Genomic DNA, 17,399 nt, shown 5'->3' with positions numbered 1-17,399 from the left:
ACCGTTTTAGCTGGTGCCTGTTTTTCCGAGGAATGCATTTATTAATTTGTTTTTATTTTTTGCCTATTGCTACTCTCCATGTTTCCGGTCCCTCTTCAATATACTCCCAGGTGAATTGATCTTCTCGTTCCATCATAAACTGATACCGCAGAGGACGCGGATCGTGATCATTTACAATCTGCATAAATTCTCCGTCCTTTAAAGAATCAAAGGTGCTGAAAATAACTGGATGTTTTTCTTTCGGCGGATAGTCAGGCGCAATGACTGTGCGGGCAAATTCTCTCATTTCTATCTCCCTCCTATTCTTTTACTTTACACATTAATTTTAATGGAGCAGGTCAAAAAGATTAGTGAACCGCATCACAGCTATCCTATGATATTTACCGTTTTTCTTTTTAACCTTCCAGTTAAAGAGTTATAATGGTGTAAAGTGAACTATTCCGAGAAAGAGAGTCAGTATGAGATATTTTATTTTCTTTATTGTAATTGTGGCTTTTATAGATACATTTTCACAGCTGCCCATCATGAGCCCCTTTGCCAAGTCCATCAATCCGTCACCAGCTTTTATTGGATTAATTGTCGGTATGTATTCTTTTTCCAATATGATCGGCAATATTCTGGCCGGTTACTGGATAGATAAAAGAGGCGCAAAAAGTGTTTTGGTATCGGGACTTGCATTAACCGGATCCATTTTGGTGCTGTACACTCTTGTCAGTACACCACTTCAATTAGTTGCCATCAGATTTCTCCATGGCCTGTTTGGAGGCTTTCTCGTTCCAGCAGCATTCACAGTCATTGCCAACCGCGGAAAGTCTAATAAACAAGGCAAATCGATGGCATTATCAGGTGCGGCGGTTGGAAGTTCAGCCATAATGGGGCCTGCATTTGGTGCTGTCGTCGCCTCCAAATACAGCGTAGATTACGTATTTTTAATAATTGCCGCAACAATGATCAGCAGCTCTGTATTTGCTTTCACTTTTTTGACAAATAGGCGAAATAAAGAAGCAAAGCGGACAGATGTCCATTCAGAGAGGCTGTTGCCTTTAATGAAGAATCCGTTGCTTTCTATAAGCTATGCCGGAGCTTTTTCGCTTATGTTTGCACAGGGAACACTTGCCTATCTGCTGCCATTACAGGTTGAGCATCTGCAATTTAATTCTATTTTCAGCGGTATTTTGTTAAGCACCTTTGGAATGACCGCTATCCTTATATTTATTTTGCCTATCAATAAAATCTTCGATAAGTACAAGCACCAAAACACAATGCTGACAGGCATGATTATTATTGGCATGGCACTTGTACTTCTAAGTTCAGCATCTTCACTTACCTTTATGTTTTTATGTATGGTCCTATATGGTACTGGGTTCGCGCTTCTTTTCCCTTCAATTAATGCGCTTATCGCAAAAAATACGACAGAAAAAACAAGAGGAAAGGCATTTGGCCTCTTTTATGCATTCTTTTCTTTAGGTGTTGTAGCGGGCTCCACCTTTTTAGGCTTATTGGGTGTATCATTTAGAGCTGGTTTTGCTATAGCTGCAATAGTCTTACTATTTACTGTTTGTGCCATGTACCTTTATTTTAAGAAAAACAGCACATTAATCTTAAAAAGTCAGGAGTGAATGGAATATGAAAGAATTGGTGGGCAGCTGCTGCGTATGCGGTAAGCAGCTATATTGCCTGGACGGCTTTTTCAACGGGGTTTACAACGAAAATCATGAAACCATCTGTTTTGATTGTTCAGAGGAAAGGAAAAAATCCGCAGAGTGACTATCTGCGGATTTTCATTTAGCTTATAACAGAATTAATATCTTTAAACTTTGATAACTGTCTAGCTTCGGCGCCCTATCGACTCGACGTGCTTCCCTCACCTCGCCCACGGTAAGTCAACATCGAATCGCTACCGCTCTTCGTGTTTCCTTTATCTCACTCGGCTCAGTCCACCACGCTCCGTCGATGGGCAAGGGCGCCTACGCTTTTCTTATTCATCATCATCTGTGCTAAGGTCTCTAACAGGAAGAGGTTCAATTTCCTTATGAGTCACTTTTCGCAGGTTGAACATAGCTTTTATTGAGAAAAGCACTAGTGCGACAACACCTACCAGGAAGATGGTATCCGGTACGGATCTTAAAGTTAATAATGATTGAATAATATCCTGCTTTAAGAAGTCTGCTGAACGGGAAGCTGCATAACCGTTCACATACGCTTCTTTCATTTGCAGGAATCCGACAGGAAGCAGGGAAGCGAAAACCATTCCTGCAAGCCCCACATTCAGCATAATGCAGCTGAACTTGAGCCATTTGTCGTTCCATTTTTCCGGTTTGACAATATTTCGTAAAGAATAAAGCAATACTGCAATGGCAAACATGCCGTATACACCCATCATAGCTCCGTGACCATGCGCCGGGGTTAGGAATTGTCCGTGCTCAAGGAAGCTGACAGCAGGCAAGTTAATCAGGAAGCCCAATACTCCGGCTCCAACCAGGTTCCAGATCGCTACTGAAATCAAGAACCAGAATGTAGCTTTATAAGGGAAGTCCACACCGCCATCTCTCATCATTTTATATTGGTCATATGCTTCAAGGATCAGCAGAGTCAACGGTATAACTTCAAGTGCTGAGAATACAGCTCCCAATCCGATCCAAATTTCAGAGGAGCCATTATAATAGTAATGATGTCCTATGCCAATAACTCCGCTTCCAAGAAGCAGGATCAGCTGGAAGTAAAGAGCTTTAACAGTAGAGCTCTTAGTGACAAGCTTCATTTGTACTAACAGGAATCCAATAACTACTACAGCGAACACCTCAAAAATACCTTCTACCCAAAGGTGTATGATCCACCAGCGCCAGTAATCGGCAAAGGTAAAGCTTGTGTCAGGATTCATTAAAAACGCGAACAGGTAGAAGAATGGTACAGCTATTGCTGAGTAGAATAATAAGTGAATTAAGCCGCCTTTATCATTCTCCCGCTTTAAACCGCTCTTTATTCCACGGTATACAATGAACAGCCAGATTAACATTCCCGCAGCCAGAACCCCCTGCCACAGACGGCCAAGCTCTAAATATTCCCAGCCCTGATGTCCGAGCAGGAACCATTTGTTTCCTAAGTATCCATTTGCTCCAAGCCATTGGCCTATCATACTTCCGCCAACCAGAACTACAAGTGCCCAGAACAGGATATCAACAAGAAGGCCTTGCTTTTTCGGTTCATGTCCGCCTACCAATGGTGCCACAAAAATTCCCATTCCGAGCCATGCTGTTGCAATCCAGAAGATAGCAAGCTGCAGATGGTAGCCTTTCGCAATATTGAATGGCAGAATATCATGGATCCACTTAATGCCAAAGAAGCTGTCAGGTTCAACATAATAGTGTGCAAGCAACGCACCGAACATAGCCTGGACAAAAAATAGAACAGTAACAATTAAGAAATATTTACCGGATTTTAATTGAGAAGAAGTTACCGGCAGTTTCGCTAAATCAATGCGAGGGAAGTTTCCGTCTTTATATGCCTCTTCCATTCCCAAATGATAGCGGTAGAATACAAACAGAATAATACCGACAAACAGGATCAGTACTGTAACACTTGCTCCGCTCCACCAAATAGCAGAGAAGGACATTTCATTGCCCGCATCCTCATAGTAAGGCCAGTTATTCGTATAAGTAATATCATCATTCAAGCGTTCTGTGCTGGAAAGCCATGCTGTCCAGAAGAAGAAATCAGAAATCTGCTGTATTTGGTCTCCTGAAGCAACATAAGCTCTGCCTTCAGTTGGCATATGTTCTTCTTTGATTAATTCCGCTTTTAATCCCCAGCCGTCACCCTCTGTAAATACTTTTCGATAGAACTCTCCTACTTTTTCATACCCATAAACCTGTGCATCAGTTATCACCATTGTATCTGAATCAGGGTCATATCTATTTTCCCGCATTTCCGTTTTTACAAGATCCCTTATTACGGTTTGTTCCTCACCTGAAATCTCGTCAAATGGCTTTCCATACTTTTCTTCAGCTCTAAAATCCTGCATGCCCTTGGTGTATACCGTTAAGGCTTCAGCTGTATAATCAGGTCCCATATAGGATCCATGGCCAAGCACGGTACCATAATCCATCAACCCGTACTTTTGGAAAACCGCCTGGCCTCCCATTATCGTTTCCTTTGTAAGAATAATTTCTCCTTTTTCATTTGTTACCTCAAGCGGCCGCGGGGCCTGCTCCTTGAAAATCCAATAGCCTCCCATTAAAAGAACTGTAAAGCTGGCAATTATGGTGAAAATAAGAATGGATTTTAATAGTGCATTTTTATTTCTTTTCACCACTTTATTAATAGGTGTTCCGCGATTGACTTCCATTGCTCTCGCTTCCTTTCTGTTTGAGTACGCTTTGATTCTAATACTCTTTAAAAAGTGTTTTTGTGAGCCACCTCATGATCAGGCTGTGATTTTTCACACTATGAGAATGAGAATCATAAAATTTCTTCCTATATGATGCAGGTCACTTATTTCAGTAGCTGGAGCTGTTAAACTGAGAGCAAATAGACGAATAATTGCACTGGAAGGTGATCTAATTGAGAAAAGAGGAAATCGAAAAGAGGATAGGCAGTGTTCCTTTATTTAAAGAACTCAATAAAGAGGAGCTGGCGCCAATCGTTGAGATAGCCCAGACTCGTTTCTATAAGCAAAAGATGTATGTATTTATGCAGGGGGATCCCATTGATCGTGTATTTTTCATTCATTCAGGCAAAGTCAAGATTTATAAAACTGATTTTTCCGGGAGGGAACAAATTGTGTCGGTTCTGGAAGCTGGTGAGATGTTTCCGCATGCAGGCTTCTTCAGAAAGGGCCTATACCCTGCACATGCAGAAATAATGGAGGAAGCACAGCTGATTGCAATTCCGATTGACCGCTTTGAACAAATTCTGATTTCTTACCCGGAACTTTGCATCAAGCTCTTTAAAGTACTCGGTGAAAAAATAATCGATTTGCAGAACCGGCTTGAGGAACAAATTCTCCATAATACACATGAACAAATCATCATGCTTTTATTAAGACTTTGCAAAACCAATGGTGTAAAAGCAGATGAGGTCTATAAAATCACAACCCACTTTACAAACAGAGAACTTGCCAACATGATTGGCACTTCGAGAGAAACTGTAAGCAGAACCATCAACCATTTAAAGAAAAAGGGCTATCTTGCTACTGACGAATCAGGTTATTTCTTAATCGACCGCAGCCAGCTGAAAGATCAGATTATTTAGGAATTTTTTATAAGGAGGAAGAATAATGGAGAACAAAATAGTTGAGCTTGATGTGCGGGAGGATTTAAAAAATAAGCTTGAACCCTTTCAGAAAATAATGTCTGCCATTACAGATCTTGATGCGAATGATGTTTTTATTCTTCATGCCCCATTTAAGCCTGTGCCTCTATTTGGAGTGTTAAAAGCAAAGGGCTTTGATCACAAGTCTGAAGAGATTGAAAAAAAGCATTGGAAAATAACTTTTACCAAAAGAGGTGAATCATAATGAAGCTGGATAACCGGGGACTTGAACCTCCACAGCCAATGATGAGGACTCTTGCTGCCCTTGAAGGCCTTTCCTGCGGTGAAACCTTGTCAATTATTAATGATAGACGTCCAATGTTTCTTTATGAACAGCTGGAGAAACTGGGTTACAAGCACGAAACCACTGAGCAAAATGATGGAAGTTTTTTAATAGAAATTACGAAATAAGCAGGTGATCCCATTGCTTCCAAATACAAAAAATGAAACAAATATTAAACTCCCTTTTTCATTTATATTATTCAGCATGTTTAGTTTAATAGGATCCCTTTCCCTTATTTTTCTTCAGGGAGACTTCATTATTAATGGCCAATTCAGAGTACCGGGAATCTGGTCGGCTGCCCACCTATTTGTACTGGGATGGGCGTTAATGGCGGCAATGGGAGCCATGTATCAGCTTGTACCGGTGGCCTTTCTTACACCAATATGGAATGAAAAATTCGGGTTCATCCAATTCGGAGTAACAGCTTTTGGCATCCTGTATTTTGCCCATGTTCTCTTTTACAGCCCGCAGGATGCCCTGCTGCCTGGCCTTATTACATTAACAGGGATTATGATGTTCCTGCTGCAAATGCTGATGACATTAAAAAAACAAGCAAAGCCCAATGTACTGACGCTTTTTGTGGGAACCGCCCTGGCCAGTTTGTTCACCACCATTTTAATGGGCATCATGATGATAATCAGCATGAAGACCGGCTTTGCTTCTGATCACTATCAAGCGATCTTTAAAAGCCATTTGCTTCTTGGAACAGCAGGCTGGTTTACACTATTAATCTTTGGTTTTTCCTATAAAATGGTTTCGATGTTTTCCTTGTCTCATGGTTATAGCATGAAGCCGGCCAAATATGTTTTTGCCTTTTATGGAGCGGGTTTGGCACTGTCATTAATCTCATTATTCGCAGAACAGAATTTGCTTTTCACAGCAGGGTTGCTCATTCTTGCGGGCGGCTTCACTTTCTTTTCCTGGCATATGCTGCAAATTTTAAAGAAAAGAATCAAGAAGAAACTTGATTATTCTTTCCGGTTTGCTCTGCTTGCCATTCCTGCCGGATTAATGATTCACTATGCAGCATTCGCAAACTCGCTTTTTGGCAATTTTGAAAACACTGCAGGATTCTTAATTTTTGCCTACCTGATGCTGTGGGTGGCCTTAAGCATCTTCGGCTATCTATTTAAAATTGTTCCTTTCCTATGGTGGACATGGAAATACAGCAAGGAAATCGGTAAACGGAGTGTACCTTCACTAAAAGATATGATGGATGACAAATCCTCGATCCCAGTTCTTTCTATTCTTATCCTTGGTGTCTTCGGTGTGATGGCTTCCATCATATTTGAAAATAACGGCTTATTCTTTACTGGCCAGATGATGGTGTTAGGTGCATGCCTTAGTTTCAATTATTTGATCATAACAGTTATTAAAAAATAGGAGGAGATTTCCATGAACTTAAAAGAATTAGTGCTAACTAACTTAAAAAGAGTAATGGATCCGGAGCTTAATATAAACGTAGTTGATTTGGGGCTCATTTATGATGTCGACTTCCCCGAAGAAGGCAAAGCATTAATAACGATGACCCTAACAACACCTGGCTGCCCGCTACATGACAGTATAGTCAGCGGCGTAAAATACTGTATCGAAGAGCTAAAGGAATTTTCTTCTGTAGATGTTAATCTTGTCTGGGAGCCTGCATGGACACCTGAAAATATGACAGCTGAAGGAAATAGACTCTTAAGGGGATAAAGTGAAAAAAAGTGCCCAATCATTTTTTGGGCACTTTTCATTTTATATCTGTTTGCTTAAGGAAGCTTTCGTCGGTAAAACCTTTTTAATCATCTCAAGCACTTCGGGTTTTTCATTTTCCTTTACTAAAATATGAACAGTTCCTTTATCTTCATGGGTTCTGATTAATCGGCCAATTCCTTGTCTTAGTCTCAAGATCATATACGGCAGATCAACCTCCCTGAATGGATCGGCTGCGCCTTCTCTCTTTGCAGTAAAGACCGGATCATGCGGAGGGAACGGCAGGCCAAAAATAATCACGTTTTCCAGAGATCTTCCCGGTATGTCGAGACCTTCCCATAAGTTAACGGAGCATAGAACAGATTGCTCGTCATTTTGGAAGTTTGACACCAGTGTACTGATTTCCGCATCTCCTTCGAAAAAGAACGGGACATCCATTTTACCGGCAGCATAAGCTTTAAATCCAGCCAAATCTGAACGGTTTGTGAACAGCACCAAAGCCCGTCCTTCAGATCGCCTGATTTGCCCAATGGTATATTCCATTTTTGCAGCTGTATCATCCTTTGCAAATTCCGGCATGCAAATGGACATGTTTTCTTCATAGTCAAACGGAGATTCTACTGTGAAGGATAAATATTCATCCACACCAAGACTTTTGGCCATATAATCAAAAGATTTATCTTCAGACAATGTTGCCGATGAGAAAACAAAAGGCTTGTTCTGTGAAAAAACTTCCTCCCTCATAATATCCTCGACCATTCTAGGCATGATTACCAATGTTCTTTCACCATTATGGTCTTCAAACCAAGTAATTCCCTTTAAATCTTTAAGGAACAGAGACAGTGAGTAAGAGATTTGCTCAAGGTATTCTTCGACGATTTTTAAATCATAGTCGTTAATGACATACATTTCACTTTCAAAAACCAGTTCCTCTTCAAGTCTGCTTATTAAATCCTGCAGCTTTCTTCCTTCTCGCATGACATCGCCCGTTTTTTCAATGGCCTTCTTGTCTGAGCCTGTTTCTGCGGAAGCAGACAGTGCAAGCGTTAAGAAGAAATGCTCATTCTGGTAAATAGCATCTTCAATGATATTCAGGGTTTTTTCCCGCACATCATTCGCCATCAGCCTTGTTAACAGAGATTCAAGTATTTGCTCAGTGAACCGATATGTCAGCGCCTTCTGGGAGGCATATTCCAGCAAGTGGCCCTCATCGAAAACAACACAAGAGCTTTCAGGAAGCAGAGGGAGCTGTCCTTCCCGTTTTCTTGATTCCTTTGTCCAAATGTGTTCCATATAAAAATCATGTGAACAAATAATCAAGTCCTTTGCACTCCGGTAATATTCCCGATGCAAGGTTTGGCCGCAGCGATGGCGTTTTTCACACGTAAAACAATCCTGGATTGAGTCCCATGCAACATTTGCCCAATGCTCATCCGGCAAGTCTGGATAATCCTTTCGATCACCATACCTTTCAAATTTTTGCATAGAGGAACCAGTTTGGACAAAGTCAGGAAGCTCATCAAAGATGCCGTTGTAATGATCATGTACATCGTTTGCCACAAGCTTGTCCAGCTTATTTAAGCATAAGTATTGATCGCGCGATTTAGCCAGCCTTACATCGATATTCAAGCCCAATGCCTTTTCAAGCTTAGCAATATCGCCTTCCTTTTTAACAAGCTGCTCGATCAATGTTTCATCCGCACATGCGATAATTGCAGGCTTATTTATGTACCTTGCATAGCTGATTGCATACAGCAAATAAACAATCGTCTTGCCGGTTCCTACACCAGCCTCTGCAAAAATAACCTTCTTGTCTTTAAAAGCTTTTTCAAGCTGAAAAGCCATAAATATTTGTTCATCCCGTATTTCAAAACCTGCTTCAGGCAATATATCGTAAAAAACATCCCCGATCCACTCGCTTAACTTCTCGTAAAAAGATTCGCTCTTGGACACGGCAAAAGGCATTCGGTTAGACATGATACCCCTCCGTAAATAAAAAGTTAAAGCGTCTTAAATTGCAGACGCCGTTATTGCGGTTATCTCATTATTTCAATTTTTTGCTGTTTATAAACAAATGAACATCATACAATTCTATCGCAATTATGGCAACTGTCAAGAATAATGTCATTTCTAGGTTGTGGGCACCTCGCCGCCGGAAATTCACAAAAAAGCAGGGGTGCTTTTACAACCAGCCCCTGCCGCTCCTTCATGTTAAATTCTTTAGTTAATGCGAGACATCGAAAATGACAATGCCTGCTGCAGTTCGTCCTGCGCATTTCTAAGACTCTCAAGAGCCTCAGCCGAAGAATCACCTTCTCCTTGAATTGCTTCCATCGTTCCGTTCAGTGCCTGTGAAATTTTATGAAAATCAATATTAGAATGCTTCATTGCCATCCCTCCTGACAGAATTAGATAAGTATAGTCTATTCATAAACAGGAGGTTTTATGCTTATTTGTTTCTTGGCGGCCTTTTACCCCAATACTGATAATAATCAGTACGGATAAAACCGTTAAAGAGCTTGCGTTTCTTTGTTGCAGGTTTTCCAAAATGAGTCTCAAATTCTTCATCAGAGGTCAAGATATAGATTGACCATGTATCAAGAGGGGCAAAAGCTTTGCCCATTTCGGCATACATTCTCTGCACTGCCGCCTTCTCTCCAAGTCTTTCACCGTAGGGTGGATTTCCGACAATCACTCCGTATCCCTTAGTGGTCGTAAAATCTCTTACCTGCATTTGTTTAAAATTAATGAGTTCTCCCAGGCCGGCTTCAAAGGCATTCTCTTCAGCTATTTTCACCATTCTGTGATCAATATCTGCTCCGGCGATATCCAGAGGCTGATCATAATTTGCCACATCTTCAGCTTCATTTCTGGCATCCTCCCAGACTTTTTCAGGAATCCAGTGCCATGCTTCCGATATAAATTCACGATTAAATCCTGGTGCAATATTTTGACCGATCAATGCAGCTTCAATTGGAATCGTACCTGATCCGCAGAAGGGATCAACGAAAGGCTTGTCCGGCGTCCAATTTGTCAGCATCACTAATGCGGCAGCAAGAGTTTCCTTCAGCGGCGCTTCACCCTGGCCAGCACGATATCCTCGTTTGTGCAAGCCGCTTCCGCTGGCATCGATGGTCAATAACGCTACATCCTTATGAAGTGCCACTTCTATTTTAAATAGAGGTCCATTTTCTTCAAGCCATCCCGTTTTTTTATATTTCGTTCTCATCCGTTCCACAATTGCTTTCTTAACAATGGCCTGACAATCAGAAACAGAGAATAATTTGGATTTTACAGATTTCCCTGAAACGGGGAACTCGGCATTTTCTGGCAAGTAATTTTCCCAAGGCAGAGATTTTGTTTTTTCAAATAGCTCATCAAAACTTGTTGCTTTGAACTCGCCTACTTTTATCCGGATCCTGTCTGCAGTCCTTAACCATAAGTTAGAGCGGACAATAGCGGTTTCATCACCTTTATAAGTAATCCTCCCGTTTTCAACTTCACATTCATATCCAAGATCTCTTACTTCTTTCGCTGCCAGAGCTTCAAGACCCATTGCAGTCGTTGCAATTAAATCATATTTTGACATAATTTCACCCTTACTTAAAAAATTATTCATTCTGATATGTACATTTAAATGGTTTTAGCATATGTGATTATCACATAAAGTATATATGTTTATTCGCGTGGCCGCAACGGAGGCAGCTGGTGCCGGCAGTGGGGCATACGGATTAGAGGGATTCGCATTTGTTTACCGGATCGTTGCAGTTGAGCCTTGAGTCTAATGATGATTTCTTCCTTTTATCTACCCATTCAGTAATGTGATTGACCCATTGACCCATTCCCCCATGCTGAAACGTATAATCAGCTTGAGGTGACACAACGTTATTGTTCTCGTTTCTTTGATGCATTTGCAAAGCTAATGGTACACATTAGGCTATATGTAAGTCTATGTTCATTCAACAGAATAATTAAAAAAGCTCCCCTTAAAAAGGAGAGCTTGAATTTATAACACTCATACTGTCTCACTAATAACGTTCTGTAAGCCATGTTTTGTACCGTAGTACTGCAAGCGACAATTGTCTCGTACTCAGGTGGTAATCATCTATCTACAGGCGTTTGCCTGTCCTTCCCGTTGTTCAATTCCTCAGGGAAAGTGCCCCTACCATCATTTGGGTTTCTCGCTCGTGGGGTTTACCTCGTTCCACCCTTTTCATTTCTAAAAAGGCTCCGTCACTGTGGCACTTTCAAGGTATTCATGCCATATCCCAAAGGACTTAGGCATTTTCCCTGCCGTCAGCCGAGCAACTGCCCAACTGCCCTAGCTTATGAATTCGCTAGGCACGAACACTACAGGCATCTCAGCCTGTGCGAGCATGGACTTTCCTCTACAATATGAAAACATATTGCAGCGATTACCCGAACGCTATTAATGATCACAAAGATTATTATATGAAATCTCTGCTGGAATAGCAATGGTTTAAAATAGGAAAAGCTGAGAATTCCTGTCAATCGTACAATTTACTGCCAAAAACATGCTTTTCCAGGTTTGATAATCTTTTTAGAATGTCAAAATTCGTTGTGCCGGCAGTTTGAGCGGCAGGCCGGCGTGAAGCTTCTTCAACTTGCTTCTTTAATCTCATATTTTCCTGCTGAAGATCTTCAATTTCCTGATGGAATGCTTCGTAGTCTTTAATGACCAAGTCTAGGAATTTATCTACATCCTCAGGTTTATAACCGCGCATAGCTGTTTTAAACTCTTTCTCCAAAATATCTTTTGCCGTTAATTTAATTTTATCGGATAGCATTACACTCACCTCGGTATATCGCCAATCATCATGATTATTTTTTCAAAAATAGGTACATTTGTCAATTTAACTTATGAATTTACTCAAACAGATCCCTTTGTGACAATTGTTCTTCTTCTACAATCAATTGTAAATCAAAAAAGGAGATTAGTCTAATTTCATATTCATTTTCTTCCTGATATTTTTTTGCGGTTTCATATAAATATTTAGGACTGCCCTCTTTTTCAGAATCATAAAAGAGAAGAAGCACATGGCTTTTATTAACAAGAAAATGATTTTTAAGCCTGAACTGCTGCGGGTTTTCATATGGTTTTCGGGTTACGGATTCAACAAAATCAGCTTGAGCCAATATGGATTCATACCATTCTTTATTCGTATCCTTCCATGATGCCTCCTGCTCCAAGAAAGGAGTTATGACTGCAAGCTTCAGTTCGGAATACCCTTCCTGCTGCAGGTCAAAAACAACTTCAGCAGCCCATAGTTCTGTCCCAAGCTGGCCGCTGATGATTACCCACTCAAGGCCATCTTCAAGCAAAGAAATCAGGCTTTTCTTTATTGCAGTTTTTATGTAGCCGACAGCGGGATCGTCGTTTTTGAATATCCCCACTTCAAATGGCTTATACCCTGAAACAACTGCTACTTTAGACAAGTTGCAAAACTCCTTAAAGCATTACTGACTGATAATGCCCTATTTTGTGCTGGTGTTTCCTCTAGAGAAGTTTCTTCTTATAGTATGCAGTTAAGATGATCATTTTTCCAATAAAAAATATCGTTTTGAATACTTTATTGATTTATACAGAACGACAATATAAAAACAAGGGCAAATAGCCCTTGTTCATTATCTTCCGTAAAAACTTGGCCCTTGCTTTGGTCCCATTCCAGGGCCAGTTGATGCTCCGGCTACTCCTGTTCCTGGACCGCCGTATCCAGGGCCCATTCCCATTCCAGGTCCCATTCCCATTCCAGGTCCCGGACCTCCAAATCCTGGTCCCATTCCTGGACTATATGCTCCTGCTACACCAGGTCTAGGCCCCATATTTACATTAGAGGTTGTCACCTGATTTACAACTGATTGAGTATGAGGATAGGAATGCTGATTCTCATAATTGGTGTGGTTTACATGTGTATGATGTGTAGGATGAATGTGCGGAACCACTACGTTTTGGAACGAATGAGTCACACAGCATTTTGTCGGATGAACAACAGCAGGCATTACCTGCGATGGTCTTGGTCTGCAATGCATGTAAAGATCCCCTTTCTGAATTGTATTTACATTAACAACCTATGTAAGAAAGGGGAATCTTGTACTAATGAAAACACCTAATTTTATATAGTTTCATAGGTTTTGGTTTAGAGCATGCTGTAAAAACTGTCTTTTAGGTTGGAAAAGACGATTGCTGTAGTGAAAATTACAAGGAAGAATAAAACTAAAATTGCTTTATACATATTACCAGCCTCACTATATATTATTCCTAAAAAAGTACCACACAGCTACTTATTTTAACGCTTACAAGAGGTACATACAACTAGGAAATAGTGGATTTTTTTGTCTGGAATATTAAAATTTTGTTACAAATATATTTACCCACCATTAGGTACTTTTCGATTGAGACGTTCAAGCCGCTTTTTAATCTCTTCCTCTTTCATACTTATTCTCTCCGTGTGCTTTTCGGATAAATCTGCATAAAGCTCTAATGCTCTTTCTGCATAAATAATGGCTTGGTCGATATCTTTCAAACGGTGCTCATAAATTTTAGCCAGCTCGATACAAGAGATCAACTTGGATTTCAGGCTGCCGCTTTCTGCAGTACCTTTCCATAGCCTGGCCGCTTCAGTCCAGTTTTTATGCTTCTTATGCTCAAATGCCAATGCAAACCTCGCTTCTTTAGCTTCCTCGGTATCACCATTGGAAATTTTACAGAAAGCTGTTTTAGCTTCTGACGATTCTCCCAATGAAGAAAGCCATCGACCCACTTCAAAAATCTCCCGGGGCGATTGCCTGGCATCAAGCCGCAAAATTTGAAAGGAAAGATGGGTATATAAGCTGATTAGCGATAAAATATCAATTTCGTTATGCTTAATTATCCCGAGCATGCCTTCAGGGTTTTTCCTTTCAACGAAATCAAAATAAATCATGGGTGCGAGGAATCCAGGTATATCATCTTCTCGCTCTATACCTAAAACATCCTTTTCAACCGCAGCCAGCTTTATTCTTTCAAGCTTATGCTTCCACATTCTCCTTGCAGCATGGTATAAATCAAAATGCCCGAATGGAGGCAGCTTTGGTACATGTTCCCTGATCAGGGTATGCCTCGTTTTAACCTGGGGCCAGTCGAAAGCCTTCCCGTTGTAGGTCACCATCGTTGAATAAGCAATACTTTCAAGAAAACTTTTATATAAAGGAATCTCGGCACCTGGGTGTGGGAGAATATGCTGTTTTAATTTTATTTTATTTCCTTTAAGGCTGGCTTGTCCGAGCAGGAATATAGAATTTCCGGCTCCTCCGCCCAAGCCTGTTGTCTCTGTATCAAAGAAAAAAATATTTTCCGGATCATGGCCGGCGGCAGACAGCGGGTGTCTGATACTTGAAGAATTCCATGCCTCCACTGCTGCTGCAAATTGACCAAATGAATAAATACCATGCATCTGATCAAGATTATATTCCTTTTCTCTTATAAGACAATATGCATCTTCAAAATAAAATGGATAGACGCCATGATTTTCCCAAACCTCTTTATAAGGCACATCTATAGTTAAATCCTTTTTCTCAATAGGCGCAGGCATATTGCAATTGTCAGTGCCGAGGTGGTTTTTTAGCCTATTCAGCTTATTCTTAATGGACAATGTTATCACCTATACCACTTTCTTCATTTTTAAAAGAAGCCAGGATCCTTAGAACATCTTTTTTGGCTGTTTCAGAGGATGTATCCGTACCAACACATGAAGGGCAGCCATGTTCACAAGAACATCTGCTGACCATTTCCATGGTTTCATGCATAATATGTTCAATTCCACCAAATATTTTTTCGCTTAAACCCACACCGCCAGGGTACCGGTCATAGAAAAAGATCGTCGGTTTTTCATTATGGGCAGCCTTTACTTGAGGTACCACATGGACATCCTGAGGGTCGCACATAACAAACAGAGGAACAATATGCTTGAGGGCATGCGCAGTTCCAATAAGGCCCTGCTCGAGACGATCCTGTTTAAGCATTAAGGATGCTTCCTTTAAGGATAACCAGGTTGAGCTGGTGTGGAGTTCCTCTTCAGGCAGAGTTATCGGACCAGATCCTATATTTTCATGGGTTTCAAACTTTATTTTTTTAAAGATTGTAGCCATGGCCACAACACTTACATCTCCAAATCCTATTTCGCCTATGGACGATATCCTTGATTTGTCCTGTTCAAGCACCTTCAGTTCAACAGCCAGGTTGGCATCTGTGAAATAGTCGACATCTACCTCGCGGACGAAGGCTTTTTTCTCTTCCCAATCCAGCATTTCCACTTGAAATTGTGTACCCTGATGGAGATAGATCGCTTCTTCATGGAGGAGTGTCATAGCAGAAAAGCGATCCATTTCACCAATTACTTTTGGATTCGCAACATCTGACTGGTCAATAATGACTACATTCTCCTGGGAAGCTGAACGAAGGCTGATATTATGGGCTGGAAAAGAATCATTCATCCAGTAATATTTATCGCCATTTTGATGGAGAACTCTTTCCTCAGCCAGGTATTCCAGAACCTCTTCTGTTTCAAAAGTGCCAAAACGTTCTCCAGCGTTAAATGGAAGCTCGTAGGCTGCGCATTTGATATGATCCACTAAAATAATGAGGTTGTCCGGGTTTATTCGGGCAGTCTCAGGGCTTTTATTAAAAAAGTAATCAGGGTTTTGAATGACGTATTGATCCAGCGGACTGGAGCTTGCAACCATGATGACCAGGGACTCGCCATGTCTTCTCCCTGCACGCCCTGCCTGCTGCCAGGAGCTGGCAATCGTTCCTGGATATCCGGTCATGACACACACCTGAAGCTGGCCTATATCCACACCAAGCTCAAGTGCATTGGTACTTACAACTCCATAAATATCCCCTGAACGGAGCCCCTTTTCAATTTGACGCCTTTCGGTTGGCAAATAGCCACCCCTGTAGCCTCGAATGGCTTTGGGGCCAAGCTTATGTTTGACAAGCTCCTGCAGATAGGACAGAAGAATCTCGACCCTTACCCGGCTTCTTGCAAACACAATGGTCTGTATTTTGTTTTTCAGGAGCTCACCTGCCAGCTTTCTCGCTTCCAGGGTGGCGCTCCTTCTGATATTCAACGGTTTATTGACAATAGGTGGATTGTAAAAAACAAAATGCTTTTTCCCGCTTGGGGCTCCATTATTATCGACAAGTTTGACCGGCTTTTCTGTAAGCTTCTCTGCAAGCTCAAGCGGGTTTGCAATTGTCGCAGAAGTACAAATAAAAATCGGATCGCTTCCATAGAACCGGCAAATTCTCCTTAGGCGGCGAATTACATTTGCCACATGGCTTCCAAATACGCCTCTATAAATATGAAGCTCGTCAATTACTACGTATTTAAGGTTCTCAAACAGGGAAACCCATTTTGTATGATGTGGCAAAATTGCCGAATGCAGCATGTCCGGATTTGTAATGACCACATGGCCTGCTCTCCGTACTTTCTGGCGGATGTTGGCTGGAGTATCCCCATCATATGTATAGCTATTTATATTCAATCCAGATTCCTGAATGATTTCATTGATTTCACTTTTTTGATCCTGTGCCAGTGCTTTTGTCGGAAACATATAAAGAGCTCGGGCATTTGGGTCATTAACAATCGTTTGAAGCACAGGAAGGTTATAGCACAGCGTTTTCCCTGAGGCAGTCGGTGTAACCGCTACAAGACTTTGCTCCTTCAACGCGGTTTGATAAGAGGTTTTTTGGTGAGTATAAAGCCTTGTAATTCCTCTCTTTAACAACGCGTCCTTTAACGATGGATGAATGTCATCGGGAAGGTCCGCTGTTTTTGCTTCTTTTTCCTCAATTGTATGCCAATGAACAATATTTTCTTTGTATTGTTGTTCAGAAATGAGTTCCTTCATAATTTCAGGCAGATTTTTGCGTACTTTCATCTTTTTCACCTCTTATCCCTATTCTAGCGAATAAATGTTCGTTCTAACAGTAGAAAATCGTAAATCCCCTTAACTTTTTCTGGAAATCTATAAGTCGAATTTTATGCTAATTTACTGAAGACATAAATAGACTGACGATTCGAGGCGAGTGATGGGCCGTATATTAAAA

General features: G+C 41.1%; 17 protein-coding genes and 1 other RNA gene. 7 read left to right on the top strand and 11 right to left on the bottom strand.

The annotated features are described in order from the left end of the window. Positions 1–52: 52 nt before the first annotated feature. Positions 53–286, bottom strand: coding sequence for a DUF2249 domain-containing protein (locus J7I93_RS18080; protein WP_214727305.1), 234 nt, complete (start codon positions 284–286; stop codon positions 53–55). 172 nt (positions 287–458) lie between these two features. Here J7I93_RS18080 and J7I93_RS18075 point away from each other — a divergent pair, with 172 nt between their 5' ends. Together J7I93_RS18075 and J7I93_RS18070 are read left to right on the top strand one after the other, a co-directional pair. Further along, the gene (locus J7I93_RS18075) at positions 459–1,619 is read left to right on the top strand and encodes an MFS transporter (RefSeq protein WP_214727304.1); all 1,161 of its coding nucleotides are present in this window, start codon (positions 459–461) and stop codon (positions 1,617–1,619) included. A 7-nt stretch (positions 1,620–1,626) separates the two neighbouring features. Then, positions 1,627–1,767 carry a hypothetical protein gene (locus J7I93_RS18070; protein ID WP_214727303.1) on the top strand — a complete coding sequence of 47 codons (141 nt, stop codon included), beginning with the start codon at positions 1,627–1,629 and terminating at the stop codon, positions 1,765–1,767. Between the two features lie 211 nt (positions 1,768–1,978). Here the strand turns inward: J7I93_RS18070 and J7I93_RS18065 are convergent, their stop codons facing one another. Further along, complete coding sequence (locus tag J7I93_RS18065; protein WP_214727302.1) at positions 1,979–4,345, bottom strand: nitric-oxide reductase large subunit; 2,367 nt, start codon at positions 4,343–4,345, stop codon at positions 1,979–1,981. 215 nt (positions 4,346–4,560) lie between these two features. Here J7I93_RS18065 and J7I93_RS18060 point away from each other — a divergent pair, with 215 nt between their 5' ends. The 5 genes from J7I93_RS18060 to J7I93_RS18040 are packed head-to-tail and all read left to right on the top strand — an operon-like array spanning position 4,561 to position 7,288. Continuing rightward, a complete protein-coding gene (locus J7I93_RS18060; protein ID WP_214727301.1) occupies positions 4,561–5,250 on the top strand; it encodes a Crp/Fnr family transcriptional regulator in 690 nt (229 codons plus the stop codon). A 25-nt stretch (positions 5,251–5,275) separates the two neighbouring features. Continuing rightward, positions 5,276–5,515 (top strand): DUF2249 domain-containing protein, encoded by a 240-nt coding sequence (locus J7I93_RS18055; protein ID WP_214727300.1) that lies wholly within the window; start codon positions 5,276–5,278, stop codon positions 5,513–5,515. Beyond that, positions 5,515–5,721, top strand: coding sequence for a DUF2249 domain-containing protein (locus tag J7I93_RS18050; RefSeq protein WP_214727299.1), 207 nt, complete (start codon positions 5,515–5,517; stop codon positions 5,719–5,721). The genes J7I93_RS18055 and J7I93_RS18050 overlap by 1 nt, the downstream gene beginning before the upstream one ends. A 13-nt stretch (positions 5,722–5,734) precedes the next feature. Further along, a complete protein-coding gene (locus J7I93_RS18045) occupies positions 5,735–6,976 on the top strand; it encodes a hypothetical protein (RefSeq protein WP_214727298.1) in 1,242 nt (413 codons plus the stop codon). 12 nt (positions 6,977–6,988) lie between these two features. Further along, positions 6,989–7,288 (top strand): metal-sulfur cluster assembly factor, encoded by a 300-nt coding sequence (locus tag J7I93_RS18040; protein WP_214727297.1) that lies wholly within the window; start codon positions 6,989–6,991, stop codon positions 7,286–7,288. Positions 7,289–7,330: 42 nt separating this feature from the next. On the opposite strand, the gene J7I93_RS18035 is transcribed toward J7I93_RS18040, so the two are convergent. The 9 genes from J7I93_RS18035 to J7I93_RS17995 form a co-directional block, all read right to left on the bottom strand. Further along, positions 7,331–9,265, bottom strand: coding sequence for an ATP-dependent DNA helicase (locus J7I93_RS18035; protein WP_214727296.1), 1,935 nt, complete (start codon positions 9,263–9,265; stop codon positions 7,331–7,333). 243 nt (positions 9,266–9,508) lie between these two features. After that, positions 9,509–9,676: a hypothetical protein gene (locus tag J7I93_RS18030; RefSeq protein ID WP_181395954.1), complete on the bottom strand. Its 168-nt coding sequence runs from the start codon at positions 9,674–9,676 to the stop codon at positions 9,509–9,511. Positions 9,677–9,737: 61 nt separating this feature from the next. Further along, a complete protein-coding gene (locus J7I93_RS18025; RefSeq protein ID WP_214727295.1) occupies positions 9,738–10,877 on the bottom strand; it encodes a THUMP domain-containing class I SAM-dependent RNA methyltransferase in 1,140 nt (379 codons plus the stop codon). 448 nt (positions 10,878–11,325) lie between these two features. After that, an RNA gene (gene rnpB, locus J7I93_RS18020) (RNase P RNA component class B) lies at positions 11,326–11,715 on the bottom strand. An 81-nt stretch (positions 11,716–11,796) separates the two neighbouring features. Beyond that, on the bottom strand, positions 11,797–12,096 hold the full coding sequence (gene gpsB / locus J7I93_RS18015) for a cell division regulator GpsB (protein WP_110064179.1): 300 nt from the start codon (positions 12,094–12,096) through the stop codon (positions 11,797–11,799). A 79-nt stretch (positions 12,097–12,175) separates the two neighbouring features. Continuing rightward, positions 12,176–12,745 carry an SLOG family protein gene (locus J7I93_RS18010; RefSeq protein ID WP_214727294.1) on the bottom strand — a complete coding sequence of 190 codons (570 nt, stop codon included), beginning with the start codon at positions 12,743–12,745 and terminating at the stop codon, positions 12,176–12,178. Positions 12,746–12,934: 189 nt separating this feature from the next. Beyond that, positions 12,935–13,339: a CotD family spore coat protein gene (locus J7I93_RS18005; protein ID WP_214727293.1), complete on the bottom strand. Its 405-nt coding sequence runs from the start codon at positions 13,337–13,339 to the stop codon at positions 12,935–12,937. A gap of 338 nt (positions 13,340–13,677) precedes the next feature. Further along, positions 13,678–14,940 carry a ribonuclease H-like domain-containing protein gene (locus J7I93_RS18000; protein WP_214727291.1) on the bottom strand — a complete coding sequence of 421 codons (1,263 nt, stop codon included), beginning with the start codon at positions 14,938–14,940 and terminating at the stop codon, positions 13,678–13,680. After that, a complete protein-coding gene (locus J7I93_RS17995) occupies positions 14,930–17,230 on the bottom strand; it encodes a DEAD/DEAH box helicase (protein WP_214727289.1) in 2,301 nt (766 codons plus the stop codon). Before J7I93_RS17995 ends, J7I93_RS18000 begins: the two co-directional genes overlap by 11 nt. Positions 17,231–17,399: the final 169 nt, after the last annotated feature.

This window comes from Bacillus sp. ISL-47, assembly GCF_018613175.1.
Taxonomy (GTDB): domain Bacteria; phylum Bacillota; class Bacilli; order Bacillales; family Cytobacillaceae; genus Cytobacillus.
The sequence above is the reverse complement of the archived record's forward strand: the minus strand, read 5'-3'. Positions and strand labels throughout refer to the sequence as shown.

Coding starts and splice junctions, on each gene's coding strand:
- J7I93_RS18070 (WP_214727303.1), top strand. CDS start 1,627: ATGAAAGAATTGGTGGGCAGCTGCTGCGTATGCGGTAAGCAGCTATAT.
- J7I93_RS18005 (WP_214727293.1), bottom strand. CDS start 13,339: ATGCATTGCAGACCAAGACCATCGCAGGTAATGCCTGCTGTTGTTCAT.
- J7I93_RS17995 (WP_214727289.1), bottom strand. CDS start 17,230: ATGAAAGTACGCAAAAATCTGCCTGAAATTATGAAGGAACTCATTTCT.
- J7I93_RS18030 (WP_181395954.1), bottom strand. CDS start 9,676: ATGAAGCATTCTAATATTGATTTTCATAAAATTTCACAGGCACTGAAC.
- J7I93_RS18040 (WP_214727297.1), top strand. CDS start 6,989: ATGAACTTAAAAGAATTAGTGCTAACTAACTTAAAAAGAGTAATGGAT.
- J7I93_RS18035 (WP_214727296.1), bottom strand. CDS start 9,265: ATGTCTAACCGAATGCCTTTTGCCGTGTCCAAGAGCGAATCTTTTTAC.
- gpsB (WP_110064179.1), bottom strand. CDS start 12,096: ATGCTATCCGATAAAATTAAATTAACGGCAAAAGATATTTTGGAGAAA.
- J7I93_RS18055 (WP_214727300.1), top strand. CDS start 5,276: ATGGAGAACAAAATAGTTGAGCTTGATGTGCGGGAGGATTTAAAAAAT.
- J7I93_RS18065 (WP_214727302.1), bottom strand. CDS start 4,345: ATGGAAGTCAATCGCGGAACACCTATTAATAAAGTGGTGAAAAGAAAT.
- J7I93_RS18080 (WP_214727305.1), bottom strand. CDS start 286: ATGAGAGAATTTGCCCGCACAGTCATTGCGCCTGACTATCCGCCGAAA.
- J7I93_RS18050 (WP_214727299.1), top strand. CDS start 5,515: ATGAAGCTGGATAACCGGGGACTTGAACCTCCACAGCCAATGATGAGG.
- J7I93_RS18025 (WP_214727295.1), bottom strand. CDS start 10,877: ATGTCAAAATATGATTTAATTGCAACGACTGCAATGGGTCTTGAAGCT.
- J7I93_RS18075 (WP_214727304.1), top strand. CDS start 459: ATGAGATATTTTATTTTCTTTATTGTAATTGTGGCTTTTATAGATACA.